This window comes from Pseudomonas sp. GW456-L12, from assembly GCF_059424045.1.
The window spans coordinates 20,259-35,776 of sequence record NZ_JBWKZA010000003.1 but is presented as its reverse complement, the minus strand read 5'-3'; the positions used below and the strand labels follow the sequence as shown (position 1 = coordinate 35,776).

At 55.6% G+C, this 15,518-nt stretch carries 18 protein-coding genes and 3 pseudogenes; 3 read left to right on the top strand and 18 right to left on the bottom strand.

Translation table 11 applies throughout. The annotated features are described in order from the left end of the window. Position 1: 1 nt before the first annotated feature. The 7 genes from AC07Y9_RS04875 to AC07Y9_RS04845 form a co-directional block, all read right to left on the bottom strand. Complete coding sequence (locus AC07Y9_RS04875; RefSeq protein WP_087092613.1) at positions 2 to 673, bottom strand: chemotaxis protein; 672 nt, start codon at positions 671 to 673, stop codon at positions 2 to 4. Then, a complete protein-coding gene (pilL2, locus tag AC07Y9_RS04870) occupies positions 670 to 1,212 on the bottom strand; it encodes a PFGI-1 class ICE element type IV pilus protein PilL2 (RefSeq protein WP_087092614.1) in 543 nt (180 codons plus the stop codon). The genes AC07Y9_RS04875 and pilL2 overlap by 4 nt, the downstream gene beginning before the upstream one ends. Before the next feature lie 106 nt (positions 1,213 to 1,318). Beyond that, positions 1,319 to 2,065, bottom strand: a complete 747-nt coding sequence (locus AC07Y9_RS04865; protein WP_102680957.1) for a DUF5983 family protein — start codon at positions 2,063 to 2,065, stop codon at positions 1,319 to 1,321. 52 nt (positions 2,066 to 2,117) lie between these two features. Further along, the gene (gene radC / locus AC07Y9_RS04860; RefSeq protein WP_102680956.1) at positions 2,118 to 2,612 is read right to left on the bottom strand and encodes a RadC family protein; all 495 of its coding nucleotides are present in this window, start codon (positions 2,610 to 2,612) and stop codon (positions 2,118 to 2,120) included. A gap of 100 nt (positions 2,613 to 2,712) precedes the next feature. Beyond that, complete coding sequence (locus AC07Y9_RS04855) at positions 2,713 to 2,970, bottom strand: hypothetical protein (RefSeq protein WP_102680973.1); 258 nt, start codon at positions 2,968 to 2,970, stop codon at positions 2,713 to 2,715. 70 nt (positions 2,971 to 3,040) lie between these two features. Further along, entirely contained in the window at positions 3,041 to 3,622 is a 582-nt protein-coding gene (locus AC07Y9_RS04850) for an STY4534 family ICE replication protein (RefSeq protein WP_102680955.1), read from the bottom strand. Positions 3,623 to 4,527: 905 nt separating this feature from the next. Then, on the bottom strand, positions 4,528 to 4,869 hold the full coding sequence (locus tag AC07Y9_RS04845; RefSeq protein WP_102680954.1) for a helix-turn-helix domain-containing protein: 342 nt from the start codon (positions 4,867 to 4,869) through the stop codon (positions 4,528 to 4,530). A gap of 209 nt (positions 4,870 to 5,078) precedes the next feature. Here AC07Y9_RS04845 and AC07Y9_RS04840 point away from each other — a divergent pair, with 209 nt between their 5' ends. Continuing rightward, entirely contained in the window at positions 5,079 to 5,336 is a 258-nt protein-coding gene (locus tag AC07Y9_RS04840; protein ID WP_087092619.1) for a hypothetical protein, read from the top strand. Between the two features lie 44 nt (positions 5,337 to 5,380). Here AC07Y9_RS04840 and AC07Y9_RS04835 read toward each other — a convergent pair. From AC07Y9_RS04835 to AC07Y9_RS04785, 11 genes and pseudogenes are all read right to left on the bottom strand, one after another. Continuing rightward, positions 5,381 to 5,611, bottom strand: a pseudogene (locus tag AC07Y9_RS04835) (topoisomerase DNA-binding C4 zinc finger domain-containing protein); the annotation flags it as partial. 3 nt (positions 5,612 to 5,614) lie between these two features. Continuing rightward, positions 5,615 to 5,761, bottom strand: a pseudogene (locus AC07Y9_RS04830) (DNA topoisomerase); the annotation flags it as partial. Positions 5,762 to 5,917: 156 nt separating this feature from the next. Beyond that, positions 5,918 to 6,389: pseudogene (locus AC07Y9_RS04825) on the bottom strand (single-stranded DNA-binding protein). Beyond that, positions 6,386 to 6,904 (bottom strand): DUF3158 family protein, encoded by a 519-nt coding sequence (locus AC07Y9_RS04820; protein ID WP_087092621.1) that lies wholly within the window; start codon positions 6,902 to 6,904, stop codon positions 6,386 to 6,388. The pseudogene AC07Y9_RS04825 and the gene AC07Y9_RS04820 overlap by 4 nt, the downstream one beginning before the upstream one ends. Continuing rightward, a complete protein-coding gene (locus AC07Y9_RS04815) occupies positions 6,901 to 7,656 on the bottom strand; it encodes a PFL_4669 family integrating conjugative element protein (protein ID WP_087092622.1) in 756 nt (251 codons plus the stop codon). Before AC07Y9_RS04815 ends, AC07Y9_RS04820 begins: the two co-directional genes overlap by 4 nt. A 232-nt stretch (positions 7,657 to 7,888) precedes the next feature. Further along, positions 7,889 to 9,079, bottom strand: a complete 1,191-nt coding sequence (locus AC07Y9_RS04810) for an STY4528 family pathogenicity island replication protein (protein ID WP_102680952.1) — start codon at positions 9,077 to 9,079, stop codon at positions 7,889 to 7,891. After that, the gene (locus AC07Y9_RS04805) at positions 9,076 to 9,624 is read right to left on the bottom strand and encodes a DUF2857 domain-containing protein (protein WP_087092624.1); all 549 of its coding nucleotides are present in this window, start codon (positions 9,622 to 9,624) and stop codon (positions 9,076 to 9,078) included. The genes AC07Y9_RS04810 and AC07Y9_RS04805 overlap by 4 nt, the downstream gene beginning before the upstream one ends. Beyond that, positions 9,621 to 11,186: a ParB family protein gene (locus AC07Y9_RS04800; protein ID WP_087092625.1), complete on the bottom strand. Its 1,566-nt coding sequence runs from the start codon at positions 11,184 to 11,186 to the stop codon at positions 9,621 to 9,623. Before AC07Y9_RS04800 ends, AC07Y9_RS04805 begins: the two co-directional genes overlap by 4 nt. Positions 11,187 to 11,494: 308 nt before the next feature. Further along, the gene (locus AC07Y9_RS04795) at positions 11,495 to 12,337 is read right to left on the bottom strand and encodes a ParA family protein (protein ID WP_087092627.1); all 843 of its coding nucleotides are present in this window, start codon (positions 12,335 to 12,337) and stop codon (positions 11,495 to 11,497) included. A 4-nt stretch (positions 12,338 to 12,341) separates the two neighbouring features. Further along, the gene (locus AC07Y9_RS04790; RefSeq protein WP_087092628.1) at positions 12,342 to 12,572 is read right to left on the bottom strand and encodes an AlpA family transcriptional regulator; all 231 of its coding nucleotides are present in this window, start codon (positions 12,570 to 12,572) and stop codon (positions 12,342 to 12,344) included. Between the two features lie 108 nt (positions 12,573 to 12,680). Continuing rightward, the gene (locus AC07Y9_RS04785) at positions 12,681 to 13,436 is read right to left on the bottom strand and encodes a hypothetical protein (protein ID WP_087092629.1); all 756 of its coding nucleotides are present in this window, start codon (positions 13,434 to 13,436) and stop codon (positions 12,681 to 12,683) included. 1,053 nt (positions 13,437 to 14,489) lie between these two features. Between AC07Y9_RS04785 and AC07Y9_RS04780 the strand changes: the two genes are divergently transcribed. Together AC07Y9_RS04780 and AC07Y9_RS04775 are read left to right on the top strand one after the other, a co-directional pair. Further along, positions 14,490 to 14,648 (top strand): DUF5993 family protein, encoded by a 159-nt coding sequence (locus tag AC07Y9_RS04780; protein ID WP_219735175.1) that lies wholly within the window; start codon positions 14,490 to 14,492, stop codon positions 14,646 to 14,648. A 13-nt stretch (positions 14,649 to 14,661) separates the two neighbouring features. Continuing rightward, on the top strand, positions 14,662 to 15,258 hold the full coding sequence (locus AC07Y9_RS04775; RefSeq protein WP_207240232.1) for a disulfide bond formation protein B: 597 nt from the start codon (positions 14,662 to 14,664) through the stop codon (positions 15,256 to 15,258). The last annotated feature ends 260 nt before the right edge of the window (positions 15,259 to 15,518 follow it).

Below are 15,518 nucleotides of genomic sequence, written 5' to 3'. Positions count from 1 at the left end.
CTCAAGGAAATTGCACGGTCTGGTCTGGCTGAGCGGCCACCGCGAAGATGGCTGAGTTCGGCTCTAGCTTTTTCAGGCGCCAGGCCCCGAACTGCTCACCGCTATGTAGCAGCCGGACATCCGTTAGAGAGCGACTGTCATGAGGTGTGACCGCCAGAAAGCGCTCACCACCGCGGGACTCGACACTCAATACTGAAAACGGCGGCGAGAGCGAGATGGGTTTGGGGTGAGCGGTCTGTTTCGGCTTGGCCGTGGAAGACGTCGATTGTGGAGTTGATGGCTGGGTCTTGAGCTCAAGGATCTGCTGTTCGACGTGCTCAAGGCGTGTGCGTAGCGCTGTTATGTCCGTTGCGGTGGCGCGGGCTGCCAGACCGTCACGCAGTTCCTGTATTTCTTGCGCCCATTGATCCAGCATCGGATCGAGGGTATTGGCCTGTTGCTCACCGCTATCGACCATCTGCTTCAGGTCTTTCAGCGCGTACTGCAGCTTCTCCTGTGCGTCCTTGAGGGCGTTTGCATCACGTTGCAGGGTGTCCAGAGTGTGTAGGTGCTGAGTGTTTGTACTCTGTAGCTCGGCCACGCGTTGATACTGGTTGTACAAACCACCGCTGAGGCCGGCGACCGCCAGGCAAAGCAACCCAACAATGAGGGTTTGAAACGTCGAGGCCTTCATGGGCGTGCCTCCGACTGATGGGGCGAGACGGGTGTGATCAGCGCGACGCCGGCCTCCGTTTTTTGCTGTTCAAAGCAGACCGAACGGCTAACTTCGTCGGTCGTGAGTTGCCAGGCGGGGCCAGCCAACACCTGCAGCGCGCGGCGCAAAGGGATTGGACCAAGTCGGTAATGGGCCGCGGGCAGAGACCGGGAAAATAGCACCCTCACGGACGCGGTAACGGGGCAGAGCGAATAGCCCGAGCGCAGCAGCACGTACTGCAACGCATCCTGCACCGAAGGGCTAAGGCGGGACGGGATACTCACGTCAATGACTTGAGCGAGAAGATCGCGTTGTTCCGTGGTGGGCTCGGTGCTGACCAGCGTATAGCGGCCATAGCGAAGTTCTGCCGGATGATTTTCTTCGGCTGAATCTCTCGAGAACTGGGCCCGATTGGAGCCACTGTCGATCGTCGAGGTGGTCGGCAATGTGTTGGGGATTTGCGCGGTGCAGGCGCTCAACAAACCCAGCAGGCAGACAGGCGTGAAAAAACGCTCCATGGAAAAAGCCTCATGTCAGATTCAGTGCAGAACCTGGCATGAGGTGACGGGCCGATTCAGTGAGAAAGTTGATTCAAGATGGGTCGTGTTAACGCTGAACACGTTGTTATTCATCAAAGATGGCGAGCCCCTCCAAGACGGCAGCGTCGGGGTCGAAGATTAACAATCGCACATCCACCAATGCCGCGAGGTATAGCACCTTGATCAACGCTACTGGCGTACCGGTATCGAGTTGCTCTTGTCTCAGCGATAAGTAAGGACGGTCCTTGATATTCAACAGGTTATCGTCGGTCCAGGGTGTGCCGATCAACTTACACCCGACGCCATTGCAGTCTGTCAAGGCAAAGGGTTCGAACAGCAGACCTGTTGGTCTGGAGCCGAAATTGCCAGCCCGGCTTTCCAAGTAGCGCAATGCTTCTTCAGTGAGGTGTGCGGTACTGATCTCCCAGGCTCGACTGTAGTGCCCTGTTTTGAAGCTCAATCGATGGATCATGGCTTGAGCCTCTTCCAGGGAGTACAGGTCACCGAGGTGATGCCGCTCGTTGTGTATTTCGCCCATCACGGCATAGATCACTTGGCGCACCAGTCCGGTGGACTGACAGCATTCATCCAAATCATCCGGAATGGATTGGCCTTCGCTGATCAAGGCGAAATCGTCATTGAACAGGCAGGGGAACAGTTGCAGCTCATTGTCGGGCAGATGGGCTTGTGCGTCATGCACAGGTCGAAAGCAGGGAGGGCAGTCGTCTTCGTAGGTGATCAGTAGCAGCCGTTCGATATGCAGGTTGTCGTAGCCGCGAGCAAATGGGTTTGAGGCTGGTAGCAGGGCTGCGGCTTGGGATACGAGGTTCATGAGCATTCTCCAGGATGAAAATGAACAAGGCGTCCGAAGGCACCTGTGAGGGTTAAAGCCAGCCATATTCGGTAAGGGAGAGCGGACGACCTTCACCCACGATGAAGTGATCCAGTACGCGCACTTCGATCAAGGCCAAGGCCTCCTTCAACCGCGCGGTCAAGACGCGATCCGCTTGGCTGGGTTCCGTACAACCTGAGGGGTGGTTGTGAACAAAAATGGCGGCTGCAGCGTTATGCGCGAGGGAGCGCTTAACGACTTGACGGGGGTAAACGCTGGCTCCATCAATGCTACCGTGAAAGAGCACCTCGAACGCCAACACGCGGTGCTTGGCATCGAGAAAAATCACACCGAAGACTTCATGCTCTTGTTGCGCAAGATGCAGTTTTAGGTACGAGGCTACGGTGTCAGGCGACGTCAGGTCAGGGCCACGGGCGAACAGCCGACGATCCAGAATATGCAGCGCTTCGTCGATCAGCTGGTTTTCTTGGACAATGCGATCAGCCTCGAAACCCGAGGTTTCAATCAGTGTGAGTTGGGGGCTCATGGTGGTACCTCCGAAGGGAACAGTCAGGGGTACACGCCCGAGGGGAGTGGTGTCCCCAAGGTGGATATAGAGTCGCGGGTGTTAGCAAATGGCGCGCTGTTTACAGCCGAGTGAATCGGTGGCGTTGACCGTGTAGGTGTGAACCACAACAGTCGCAGGGCAATGGGGAAAAGGCTTTTATTCCCCAGCCGGCTTCGGGATCGAAGTCGGCACTGATGGGCATTAATCGAGTCAGTCCACGATGGATACCGGCGATGCGTTTCTCGATTTCATCCGTCGTATAGTAGAGCGATAACATGCCGTAGTCCTCGTAAGCAGCTGCGAACAGGCAGTCGTCGCAAAGCCAAAAGGATTCCATGATGGTTCCCCTGTGCGGATTGAAGAAAGGCGCTCGAGGGAGCGCCTTGATGAGCAACATCGTGGACTGTTCAGGCGGGCTGAACGGTACGGGTGGCAACACGGCGGGCCGTAGGGGGAGTGGGTGGAGATTCAGATTCGACCTGAGCCTCTGTTGGTTTGTCGTTTTCCTCAGCATCGGCATCAGTCGATGGTGAAGATGGCTCAATGTTGGGCGCTTGCTCAGCAGGTGCTGTTGCTTCCTGCCTGGCGGACGCTTTGTACTCGAAGGTGCCGTTGACCTTGATCCAGTCGATGAACAGCAAACGACCTTTCAGGCTGGCGCCTGGCTGGCCTTGTTTAGCGCCTTTCTCGTAGAGAAACGGATCGATCCACAGGTCGCCGATACGGAACGACAGCAAGACCTTTTTCTCGGCTTTGACGGCGTCCATATAGAGACGAATCAAGCGTTCAGCTTCGCCCCCGGCGACTTTGCAGTCGAAGCGGGTGTACTCCACCGCATCGGTGGCACCGTGCAGGGCGGCGATATCGCACGCCATGAAGGGTTGGCCGCGGCGGATTTGTACTTCACGAACACGGTTGAGGTAGCCGATACCGACGGTGTGCAGGTTGAAGTAAGTGGTCGCTTCTTGGGGTTGGTTGGTGTGGGCCATGATAGTTCTCCTGTTTCAAGGGAAAACGGTGACGCACTGTCCCTGACGGGGGAGTGAGCCCCCGTCAGGGTGGGTAAGATGAAGGCAAGCGATGAGCGACTCGCCACCGGCAAGCCGATGAGGATCAGAACGATGCGCCTTGGGGGAATAGCGGTGACGCAGAGGAGCGTCTGCGGTGGTGATCCGCAGGCATCGGGTAGTGGGCATTCATCACCGCTGAAGCGGTAACCGCGCGAGCTTCCGAACGCTGATCGCACTTGGGTAAACCACCACGAACGTGGCGTAGCCTTGAAGGTTCAGGCTACCTGGGCTGGGCTGTCAACGACAGCGAACCACGCCCTTTGTATAAGCCTGTCACAGGGGAGCGTCAAGACGCTGCAACCCGATTTTTTATGGCCGGAATACGGTGGCAGTCACTGGAATGAGAAAAAGAAGAGCTGGCCTGGTAGGTCACCAGGCGAGGAATAGAAAAGCCACCTTTGACGGTCATACGCAGTCGAAAAGCTCCTCGCAAAGCTTGGTTTAACTGCGCCTTGATTCACCAACCGACCCTTGTCGTGGCCTGGGTCGGAACATGCTGGCACGCATCCGCGCACAAAAGGTGCCCAGTGTTTCCCCGGCGGGCCCCGGGGCTGAATACGATCGCCGAGGCGGATGACCGCTGTTGCCTTGTAGAGGCAACACTGGTCATCCGCCACCACGATCAGGTCGAGCACAAAACGGGAACGAAATCCCGCAGAGGAGAAGGCTCCGAACTCTAGGAGTCCGACCAAGCTACCCGGAGCGAATCGGTCTTGGGTCGCCGTTGGCGATGATCCTGAGGCACTACAACAGAGAGGGTGGGACGACGTCAAGGCAGAGTGCGCCGCCTCAAAGACCCCGGTATCGGATGCGAGTGAATGAACTCACTTGTTGGCGAGATGAGCGGCTAATTGTTCGACGGTTGCCAAGATAAAGGCACGGTCGCTGTCTTTCAGTCCACTCAGCAGGCCCGCGATCATCTGGCCCTGGTCATTGGGGCGATTGCTCGACGCCGTCAGCAGTTCATCCATCCGGCAGTCGAAGATATCCGCCAGTTGCATCAGCTTGACCACGGAAAGCTCCACCATACCCCGTTCCAAGCGCGAGATGGCTTCGCTGCCGATTCCTAAGCGTTCAGCCACCTCTTCCTGAGTCAGATTACGCTCGGTGCGGTGCTTCGCGATCATGCGCCCGATTTGGGCTTGGGTTGGATGTTTATGTGCCAAGTGATGAGTTCTCCAGTTCAACCCGAATGGTTGAGCAAAGACCCATTGACATGAACATCCTTAAAGGTTGAGTATCGACTTATTGAGTCGTTATTTTGACTGAAATAGCTGTATGGCGCGACGTGAGTTCTGTTCCTCCAGGAGTCAGAGTTCAGGGTAGCCAGTGTGAGTGAACGGTCTGATAGGGCCAAGCTGAGGAAAGGTTGAGCATGGAAGAGGTGAGCAAGAACGTCATGGATCTGATCTGGGATCGAACACTGGAGTTGTTCATCAGGATCCATGATTGCCCTGATAACCCCGAACACTTCGACAGCCTTGTCCATTGGCTCAACGAAGATTCTGCACACCTGCAGGCCTTCAACGAATTGGGGCAGATATGGATGGCAGCAGGCATTGCTTTGGCCCGTGAAATTGGACAGCCCTTAATCGACTTAGAGAGGGATCAGTCGCCGTTGATGATGCACTGACCACTACATTGACCCCAATGCTCATGTTGATCTCCATTGGCGCATCATGGGCGACGCGTATCTTTTCTGATTGGGGCAGTGCCCTTGCAGTCCGGGTAGTGGGAGCATGACCAGAACGGCCCTGATTTCCCCTTTCGCTTGAGCATTGAGGCGTTGCAAGTGGGACAGACTGGGCTGGCTTCGACAGGCATAGCTAAAGTCAGTGAGCCGCAGTGTGCGACCAGTTGCGCTATCCAGTTTGCCTGCTTGGCGACGAATGCATCCAGGGTCAGACGTCAAGTGGGTGTCTGGACGCGTCGCACTGACAGGACGCCTTCGTAGCCCGCCCGTCGCCAAGAAGGGTAAACAAACGACTGAGGTTTCATGCCGATCAGCCAGTCGGCGTGGCTGCGGGCGAGAGCTGAGTGGTAGAGCAGGAAAGTCTCCTGGCCGGACTTCAGCTTAGTCGGTGAGGGCAGGCTTGAATGGGCGGAGGCTGCTGCCCCCGTTGAAGTTGGACTACAGTACGGATCTTCACGAGCAGCAAGTAACAGCAGGCCAGCAACTTCGCGCAAAGGCGCATTTTTTATGCCTGAAATCGATCAGTCCGTAGGTGGTGACCCTCTACGCTTTTTTTGGTTTCGACGAAGGTGAACTGGCCTGCTCTGTATTTTGCCCAACGTGTTTCGCAGGCGCTGCCGGGTTATTGGATCGCTCCCGCATGACCACGCTGTGCATACGGTGAGGCAGGATGCCGACTCGGCGGGCCTCTATCTTGAAGGTCACCCGCGCGTTGTCTTCGCTGTCCTCCCACTCATCGCGCACTGTGCGACCTTCGACCAGTACACGCATGCCTTTCTGGTACAGCGTGCTCCAATGTTCAGCTTCGCGGTGCCAGAGCTCAACCGGTGCCCAATAGCCGCCTCGATCTTCATAGCTACCCTCGCGTGGCACGGGGTTGTCGAAGTACACATTCAGCCGTAGCAAGCGCCGTGGCTCGTCATTGCCTGATGGAAATTCCTGGAACTCTGGCGCACTGCCGATGTTGCCTTCGCCGAGGAAAAAAGTACTCATCGTGATACCTCCACTGCGGTTGTGAACTGGCGCAGCAGCCGTTCGGCGCTGTCCATTTTGATCGCGCAGGTCGTGGCCTGGCGGTAGAGCGAATGCACCACGCTCATCTGTAGGTTCAGGGCAATGCGATCGCATTCGAAACGGTGCAATCTCTCGCGTACGGCTTGTGGCAGGACCTGGTTACGGATCTGGTACTCCCAGACTGAAACCCCCATGCGGGCGAAGTCACGGGTGCGCCAACGCAAGAAGGTGCTGCCCGCGCTGGTGTTCTGCAGCACCAATCGAATATCCAGCAGTGAGTAAGGAGGCTGTGCGGCCTGCTGCACAACAGCCTCCATCAGGAGACATAATTGCGCCTCGATTTCCCTCGCTATTTGCGCCAGGTGTTCCAACTCCCCCTTACCCTTAAAAGGCTTTAAAAGGCCTTTTAGGAAGGCCGCGTGTTCGAACGTTCGATAAGCATTCGGTGTCAATGCTTCGAAGGGTATTGGTCGAACCGGGATCATCGGACTCATGCTTCGTCCTCCGGTTTATCCACCGTTGCAGAGGGCTCTCCCAGGTCCTCTGCCAACGCATCAGCGTCATCCACTGTCCCAGCACCACGACGAATGATCGGTGGTGCGAACTGGGAGCGGCGATGACCCTCAAGGATGTCCGTGGGAGGCAAACCCCATTTTTCGATGGCCGCCAGGGCACGGGCGTTGTTCGCTGCCATGTCATCGCGTGTGACGCCGGCATGCCGATAGCGTTGCGCCTGACCGAACAGGCTGCGCAACAGATGGGCACCGTCGTCGATCCAGGCTTCCATATCGTTACGGCCGATCAACGCGGTGTGATGGGCCAATAGGGTATGACGCACCAGGGTGTCGTAGTCAGTCAGCAGGTAGACCGCCAGGAAACCCAGCTGGCTGCCGATGTACAACGGCAAGGTGACGGGATGGATGTTGAGGTTGTCGCTCATATCGATCTGTGTCGGCAAATCCTGTCTAATCCGATCCAGCTGTTGGGTCAGTTCCAGCATCCCTGCCTTGGCCTGCATCAGCTTTTCTTCGAGTTGCACGATGGCCCAGTCGGCATACGGATCATCCTGGGCTGCGGTTTGTTTGATCAGGTTGGTGACGCTGATGTAGCCGGCCATGCCCATGATCGAGTGCACACCCTCACGCGCAGTCCGGCCTTGCCAGATACGGGCTGCGTGGTGAGTGTGCAGGGTCAGGGTGATGCTGCTGCGCAATGAGCCCAGGTTGAGTTGGTAGTGATCGGCCACGGTGTTGTCCTCGTATAGGCTTGGGCGAGAACGTTGTGATAGATGAGAGGTAAGGGCAGCCGAAAAGTTGAAAGCGGTCTGTTCGGTTTGGTCTGAGAGGGCTAATTTCGGAGGCGTTACGAGTGATGCCGGTGGCATCATTTCTGTGGATATCTATAGCCATGTTGTTCGCATTACATAGATCGCGATCCCATATTGGACCTCAGTAGATTTGATGCCAGTGGCATCAAATCTACTGAGGTCCAGGACGTTTGCCACGCAGTTGGCGTAGCTCATTCAGACATGCTTGGGCCAGCGCTGAAGCGGGTTCGCGTTGCTTTCGGGGCGGGCGCGAGGGGACGGGTAGGAACGGTTCTGCAATTGGCGGCGGTTCTGCCTGACCTGCCCAAGGACGAAAATCGCCTTTCAGCGCACGCTGGATCAGGCCCATCAGATAGGCTGCTGGCTTGCGGACACTTCCTGCCGCACAGCGTGCCCCCGCCTCGTTGAGCACCGCCTGCCGATCCGCTGGCTTGAGCTTGTTCAGCGCCACGGTGACAGCCTGACGTTCGCTTGGGATCAGATGCAGTGGATTGGGCCAGTGCAAGTTATCTACCGCTGGGGTCGCGCGCGGTACAGTACAAAGACTTTCTTCTAATACAGTACAGGCGGTGTTCGGACTCCGAACGGTGCTGGAAACACTGGCATTCAAGCCTGGTTCGCAATCCGAACGAGGCTTTGCACGATTCCGAACCGGGTTATCTTCCCCCAATTCGGATTCGTGCAATACGGCATTGCTTGCCTGATCCAACCCTTGCCACATCCAGTGATCGCCCCAGCTGTCGAGCCGCGTCGGTAACCGATCCCGATCAATATTCGTGTCCTGGCTGACTTCCTCTACGACGTGCTGGGCGACAATACGCACTGCCTTCGTCGCATGGCCTAGGGCATGTCCGACCAGCTCCAGGTAATCCTGATCCAACTCCATGGCTTCGGCGGGGGTTAACGGTTCATCATGCAGGACGTACAGAGAACCTTGAAGGCGTCCGCTGACCTGATCGCGTCCACGACTCACCAAACTGAGCCAGCGCGTCAGTCTGAGCATCGTCAAGACGCGCGCGATGGTTTCACGGGAGGCAGATGCACCGTAGGGCACGCTGGACAGGTAAGGCTGCAAATCCTCATAGCGCGGCGTGACCACACCCTGGCCTTGCAGCATGAGCCGGAACACCTGCCAGGCATTACGCTCCAACGGCGTTAGCCGATTATCCAGCAGCAATCGACGTGGCACGATTTCGTGTGATTGGCCACTGAACAGAAAGCCAGCCTGCAGAGCCTGGTTGGAGGGTCGCTCAGTAGTCGGACGTGCGGGCCAGCATTCACTCAGTTGCTGGGTACATTGCTGCAGGACACGCTGCCAGCGACTGCAGGGGGCAGTGTTCATGTTCCATTGCTGTACTGGTCAATCTGCTGCCAAACGATGGTCAAGCTGATCTGTTGTTCTTCGGCCAGCATCATCATCGCGTCGAGCTGATCTTCGGTACTGTCCTGCGCGCGTAGCTGGCACCAGCGCTGCCAGAGCGCATGTTCCTGCGCTTCGCTCAAATGCTGAGGGCGGCCCTTACGGGTTTCTATCTTGAGTAGACGGCGGCGCAGGGCGGTTTCCGAATGTGCCAAGCCGAAGCACTGGTACATGATGGTGCTGCTGGCGCCCAGCTTGAGCGCCCGATTGATCAACCTCTCGTTCTGCTCGTCGCGTTCGGCTTGTTCGATCAACCGGTGCAGCACTGGCGAGTCAATCTTGACCTCAACCCAGGGGACGGTGGCATGAGCCAGGCGCGAGAGTGTGGTGGGCGGTAAGGATTGCAACAGATAGATGTCGTCTTCACTCAGTCCGAGGGCTTTGCAGCGCTGTGGGTTACCCAGGCGCAGCTCATGTAACACCTGGGTCAACATGGCTTGGTTGAGCACATTAAAGGACAGGCTCATGGCAGCTCCTTCGGTGAGTTATTTTCATGCGCAAGCGTTAAATCGATCAAGCGACGGGCCAGACGGATCAGGCGATACAGCTTGATTAGCAAGCTGTCGGGCAGTCGCTCCAGCCCCACATCCACGGCGGGACGATCTGTCAGCGGGAGTTGATAGACCCCCAACAACAGTTGGCCGAACAAGGCCGAGGGCAGTTGCTGACGATCCTCCCAGTTCACGTCGTCTTGAGCGCGCAGCAGGGCTAGGAGCAGTAGGTGAATGCCGGTCGCGCGAGGTGCTGCAAGATCAAGCCGCTCGATGTTGAGGGCGAAGCCCAAACCCAGCTGCTGATCGATGATGCTCTCGGGATGTCCGGCGTAGGTCGCCATTTCCCGCGCCAGTGTGGCAATGGCCAAACGCAGTTGTTCGGGGGTATCCAATTCAGGGGTGATGGCCCAGATCTCGCTCATCGCGCAGGCTTCGACAGTCGGCAACGCTTCTATGGAGGTCTCACGATCGATCTGTTCGCGAATCTGTTGAACACGTGACGGGCGGCTGACCGATGATTTGATATTTGTTTCAGGCGGCGTGAGCAACTCCCCTTGCGCTGTCTCAGCCTCTGGGCGGAGCTTGGAGGAGGGAGGTTTTGCCGCGGCCTTATCAATACCCGGCTGAGGGCTGTTTTTCGAGGGCGTGGTGGCGACAATGTCAGGCGTCGAGATCACCCGTTGGGTATCGCTCAGCTCCAGGGCCAGCATGCGGTAGGACTGCCCGAGCAAGCGGCTCATGCGCTCGAGCAGTTCATCCTGGAGCTGCTCAAGATCGAAGGACTCTGGGGCGGCATCGAAGTCGCTCAGGGTTTCGAGCCAGAACTCGGTGAACACAACAGTGGTGGTTGGATAGCGGTTCCAGGTTCGTTCAGCCTGGCTGCGCAGAGCGATCAGGCGTTCGACCTGGGGCTTCCCCAATCCGGCATACAGGGTTTGTGGAATAGCGGGCAGTAAGTGTTCGAGGGTGTCCAGCATCCGGCTGATGTGTGACTGCGAAATGGGATAACCCCCAGTGGCAAGGCGTCGTGCCAGCTCACGTTGTGAGAGCACAACTCCATCTGCTTCGAGCATGGTTTTGAGCTTGGCTACTGCCAGAGCACGTTCGATGAAGGTGAGTTGGCCATGCAGATCGCTTTCAGCCAGATGGCCGAGCAGGGCAGTGATCTCACTGTTCCAGGGGCGGAACAGACAGTGAATGCGAAAGAAGCGCTGGTCACGGGTTTCCTGCCACAGCTCGCCAAGAATCGCCAAGCGGGTATTACCACCGTTGCGGATGATGAAATAGGTTTCTCCCGGGCGGCGGGTAATCGGTGGTGGTTGGTCTAGTCCGCGCTCACGGATTGAGGCTTTGATATCGTTGTAAAGCGGATTACGGATGAAGCGTGGGTTGTGTTCATAGGGCCGCAACTGCTCCAGAGTGACTAGCATAGGTGTGTCAATGACTGGATCAGACAGTCGCTCCAGCTCTGGACCTCGAGAGAAACGCTCCTGATGCAGCTTGTCGGTGATCTCCTCCTGACTGAGCTTCTTCATCTAAATAACCTCAGTTAGCGCCGGTTTCGCAAATGGTCACCGACCTCGAATTTGACGATCTGGACAGTCCCCGAACCTTCGAAATGTTTAGAGAGTTCTGCGAGGAACCAGCCCATGGCCGAGCGACCACCCTGCAGGCGAAAGACTACGGTGCAGTACTCTTCGCAAGGTGGGTGCTGTGGTCGAATGGATGGTTGAATGATGATGGGAGGCTGAGCCAACATCTAGAGACTCCTCGCCAAACACAGTTGGCCTAATGTCGAGTAAATAAAACGATTTGTTGAGAATGGTCAGCTTGGCGATTCGCCTCATTGCGCTTCCGGACATCTATTCACTGCAGAGATCGCTTCGCGCCATTCTGGAAATAACTCGATGGCCAGCGCTAGCATGGTGTCCAGGGCTGATGGAGAGCGTCGATCACCTGACTGGCGTTTCTCGACTCGATGGACCGGTAGACCGAGGGATGCGGCATTGAGGTACGCCACTCGGTCTGGAACTACGGTTTCCAGGATTGAGATGTTGGTAGCCCCAGCATAGGTATCGCGCAGTCCGCGGATGATCATCCGGGTGTCTATCCGAATGGTATTCACCTGGTTCAGCAGTAATCTCAAGGGTGGTGGGGGAATGCCCAGGTGGCGGAACGGTTCGAGTTCGCTGAGCAGCTGCAAGGTGCCGCGCTGCAGTTCGCGGGCGGCGAGCATTTCTGGGGTGATGGGAGAGACGGCGAGATCGGAGGCCAGGACAGCCATCTCCAGCAACACGCTTCGTGCGCCCTGGGTGTCGATCAATAACAGGTCATAATTGGGGGGGAAATTGTTGAGCAAATTGCGCAGTCGCAATCGACCATCGGGGGCATGCAGCAGCAAGGTGCTCAATCGGCCTTGATCGTCATTGGAGAGGATCAGGTCGAGTCCCGTGATCACTGTCCTGGAAATAATCTGTGCTGATGCTGTTAGGTTGAGTGCGATGAACTCGTACGCGCCTGCGTCAGCCTTCCGGTTCAATGCGTAATAGCTGGAGAGGGTGGGTTGGCTATCCAGATCGAGCAGCAGAACGCGTAGGCCAGCATCCGCCAGCAGACCACCGAGGTTGGCGGCTACTGTGGTTTTTCCTACCCCACCTTTGGTGGAAATCACCGACACCACACGCATGGCATCAGGCCTGCTGACCTAAGCGTTCAACGATCCACTGCTCGATCTCCAGCGAGTCCCAGCCAACCGCGCGCAGGCCAATTCGCTTGGCTTGAGGGAATCTGCCTTCCTTCATCAGGTTGTAGATGTGCGCACGCTTGAAGCCGGTTTTTCTTTCAACTTCGTCGCGGCGCATGATGTGCCGTCCGACCTGTGGCTGAGGTGTTTCAGTGATGGGGGAGGATTGGCTGGACATGCTGGTCTCTCCTGGCGCCGATTGGCGCGTGGTGGGAAGTGACTTGAATTAAATGGCAGCAAAGGCGCGAAGTCATTGCACTGCAATCAGGAGGATTGCAGTGCAATGCTATGGTTCAGGTGTTTTTTTGAGGCTACGGTTGGCGGCAGCAAACTTCTCATCCAATGTTCGTTTGCTGAGACCGGGAATGTCCTTGTGGCGAGCAGTCACAGCGTCAACTATTGCAGCTTGACTCTTGAATACGGAAAGAGGCTTACCAGCAGGTGATGAGTCCAAAAAGGTGTTGAGCAAGGCACCGATGATCTTCAGATAGGTGTTCTCGCTCCGCTCGCTGAGCTGCCCCTGGACATTCGCCAGTGATTTAAGGCTTTCCTGTTCAAGTCCTAGAGTCCGAAGGTCTGCTTCGACACTTTGGAGCTGGTGCTGCAGAGTATCCCGTTCTCGCAGTAAGGCATCACGCTCGGCCTGGAGGCTAAAGTAAACACCCAGGCTGATTTTTTCTTGAGCGTTGTCGCCAGACTCGAATAGAAAGGTGGGTCGTTGATCAGGATAATAGACCTGCATCCATTGACGTAGACTTGAATGCCGAATCGTCAATAAATTGGGTTCCACGATAGTGCCTAGGGGTACCGAAATGCCGAAACAGCCATAGGGTAATTCGCCATTGCGAATAGCGTCATAAATGAGTTCGGTGTTGGACTGTAGGCATGGCCACTGAGGAAATAGGAGCTTGAGTTCCTCTGGGGAAGACCAGGTAGCCTGTAAGATTTGTGCCTCGAAACGAATGAGATTGCACCAGCGCAACGCTGCGTCGATGGGGCGATAGAAGGTTTTAGCCTGCGGATTAAAATTCTTTGAAGACATGCGCGAACTGGCCTCCATTCCTGATGGATGGGCCTCTCGCGAAGCATCTCTACATCGCCTACCTATTTGGCACTGTTGGCAGTGGCTGTTATATGGATCTTTAGGTCGATGAGATCATTCCATCTATCCATTTCCTAAGGTAATGCCATTATTTTTGTTAAGGCGTTCGCCCGAAGGTAGGTGGGCGAATCTCATCGTAGGGATCTACGGTAATTTCTTGGCTGATAATGACAGTGGATCCATGGTGAAGACCACCTGTTTTGTGATGCGTTCATACCGATAGTCGCGATTCTTCTCGTCGCTTGTTACCCGATAGAACACGAAATGGTTGGGCGTTTGAGCGCCCGATGTGAGGCTCTGGTGTGAGGTGATAGCTGGCGAAGGCCTGTCGATCCCATTGGGCATCTTTTTCGTCGGCGGCACCCGGACAGATTGGATGTTCCTGCCAGAACCTGGGCCCGTTGAGAACCGAGCACTGGCGTTTCTGGTAAAACGGGCCGTTTGTCCTGTCCTTGGGGTGTCCACCATCGCAAACGGAACAAGCGATGGCGATAGGCTCCACCGTGCACCTCTAATGTGTTCCACATTGGCACCGCGTCAAATCATTATCGGTAAAATCGATAACACATGCCGATATTACGGTAAAAAACCGATAAGGAAATGACCTAGACTGCACACATGGTCATCCACACACACATCAGGAGGATTGCTATGACGCGTAGGTATTTTGCCGCTCAAACCTCTTGGGCATTTGAGCGGACCATTGGGGTGGTGCGTCAATTCATGCTGGCGACCATGGGCTAGCAGCTTTTCACTGATCTTGACTTGACTTTCATGGACTCCCCAGGCCGCGCTCCATTTCTGAAGGGCATTGGACGTTGAACAGCGTTCTGTTTTGCACCTTGCAGTGTTTGTACACAGCTCGGTGGGTCATGTTTTTGATGGGAACAAGCAGATTTTCGGATGCGCTCTAGCGAGGCTGATTAATTTAGGGCTTTGGCTGATCCTAAATGAAAGTAGCGCTGTATCACTTCTTATAAAGGAAGGTCCACAATGTATATGTTCTTGCCGTTCTTAATTGCTCTGCTGAGCGCCATTTCTATATTTTTCGGGAAAAAGCGAACAGGGTTTTGGCTGTGGGGGCTGTTACTGATTGTCAGTCTGGTGTGGTTTAACTACCACTCAACTGATCTCCTTAACCTATCCTTTTGAAAGGTATTAGAGAATGAGTAACTATAGCTCGCGGCCCTCGATGGGGGAGAGCGCTTCTCAGCTCTCCAAGCTCAGTATTGGCGATACGTTAAATATTCTTGGTCTTTTAGGTATAAGTGTGTCGCTGGTAATTGCGTTTTATTATCAGCTGTTTCAGCATGAACTGCCATGTCCGCTATGTCTGCTACAACGAGTGGGTATGATTACCATAGGTTTTGGCTTTTTAATGAATGTACGTTTCGGTGTCCGTAGTGCTCACTACGGTGTTGCGCTATTAGGGAGTCTGCTAACCGGAGCTATCGCCTCACGCCAGATGTTTCTGCATATTCTTCCAGGGGATCCGGGCTATGGGGTGACGCTTTTGGGCGTGCATTTCTACACATGGGCCGTGGTGTCTGCCCTTGCATCCATGGTGTTCATCTCGGGGCTTCTGCTGCTTAAAAGCTGGGAGCAACCATCACCTATCAGGCAACAGGCGCACGCTCTTGGGAAGTTGGCCATGGCCGTATTTATTTTCCTGATAGCTGCAAACCTGGCATCTACAGTTCTGGAGTGTGGTACCGGAGAGTGTGAGGCTAACCCCGTGGTTTATCAGCTACTGACAAACTAGTTCTGCTCAGACATGACTTTTCTTCGGGCTGTGAGGTAATGAGCTCACAGCTCGCCGTAATCCAATGACTCGCTTCTTGTATTTCAATTCTGGTGGTTGAAGTTGGCTTCATGGTCTTTTGCTGATCGAAAGAAAACTTGAGCCGGCTTACCGTTCGTGATCCTGCATGCCATCCCGGCAGAGAGAGTATGTCGGTCATGTAGAACTCAGCAACTAACTTGAGCGCACTGTTGCAGTCATGCTTTATCTGCATATAAGAG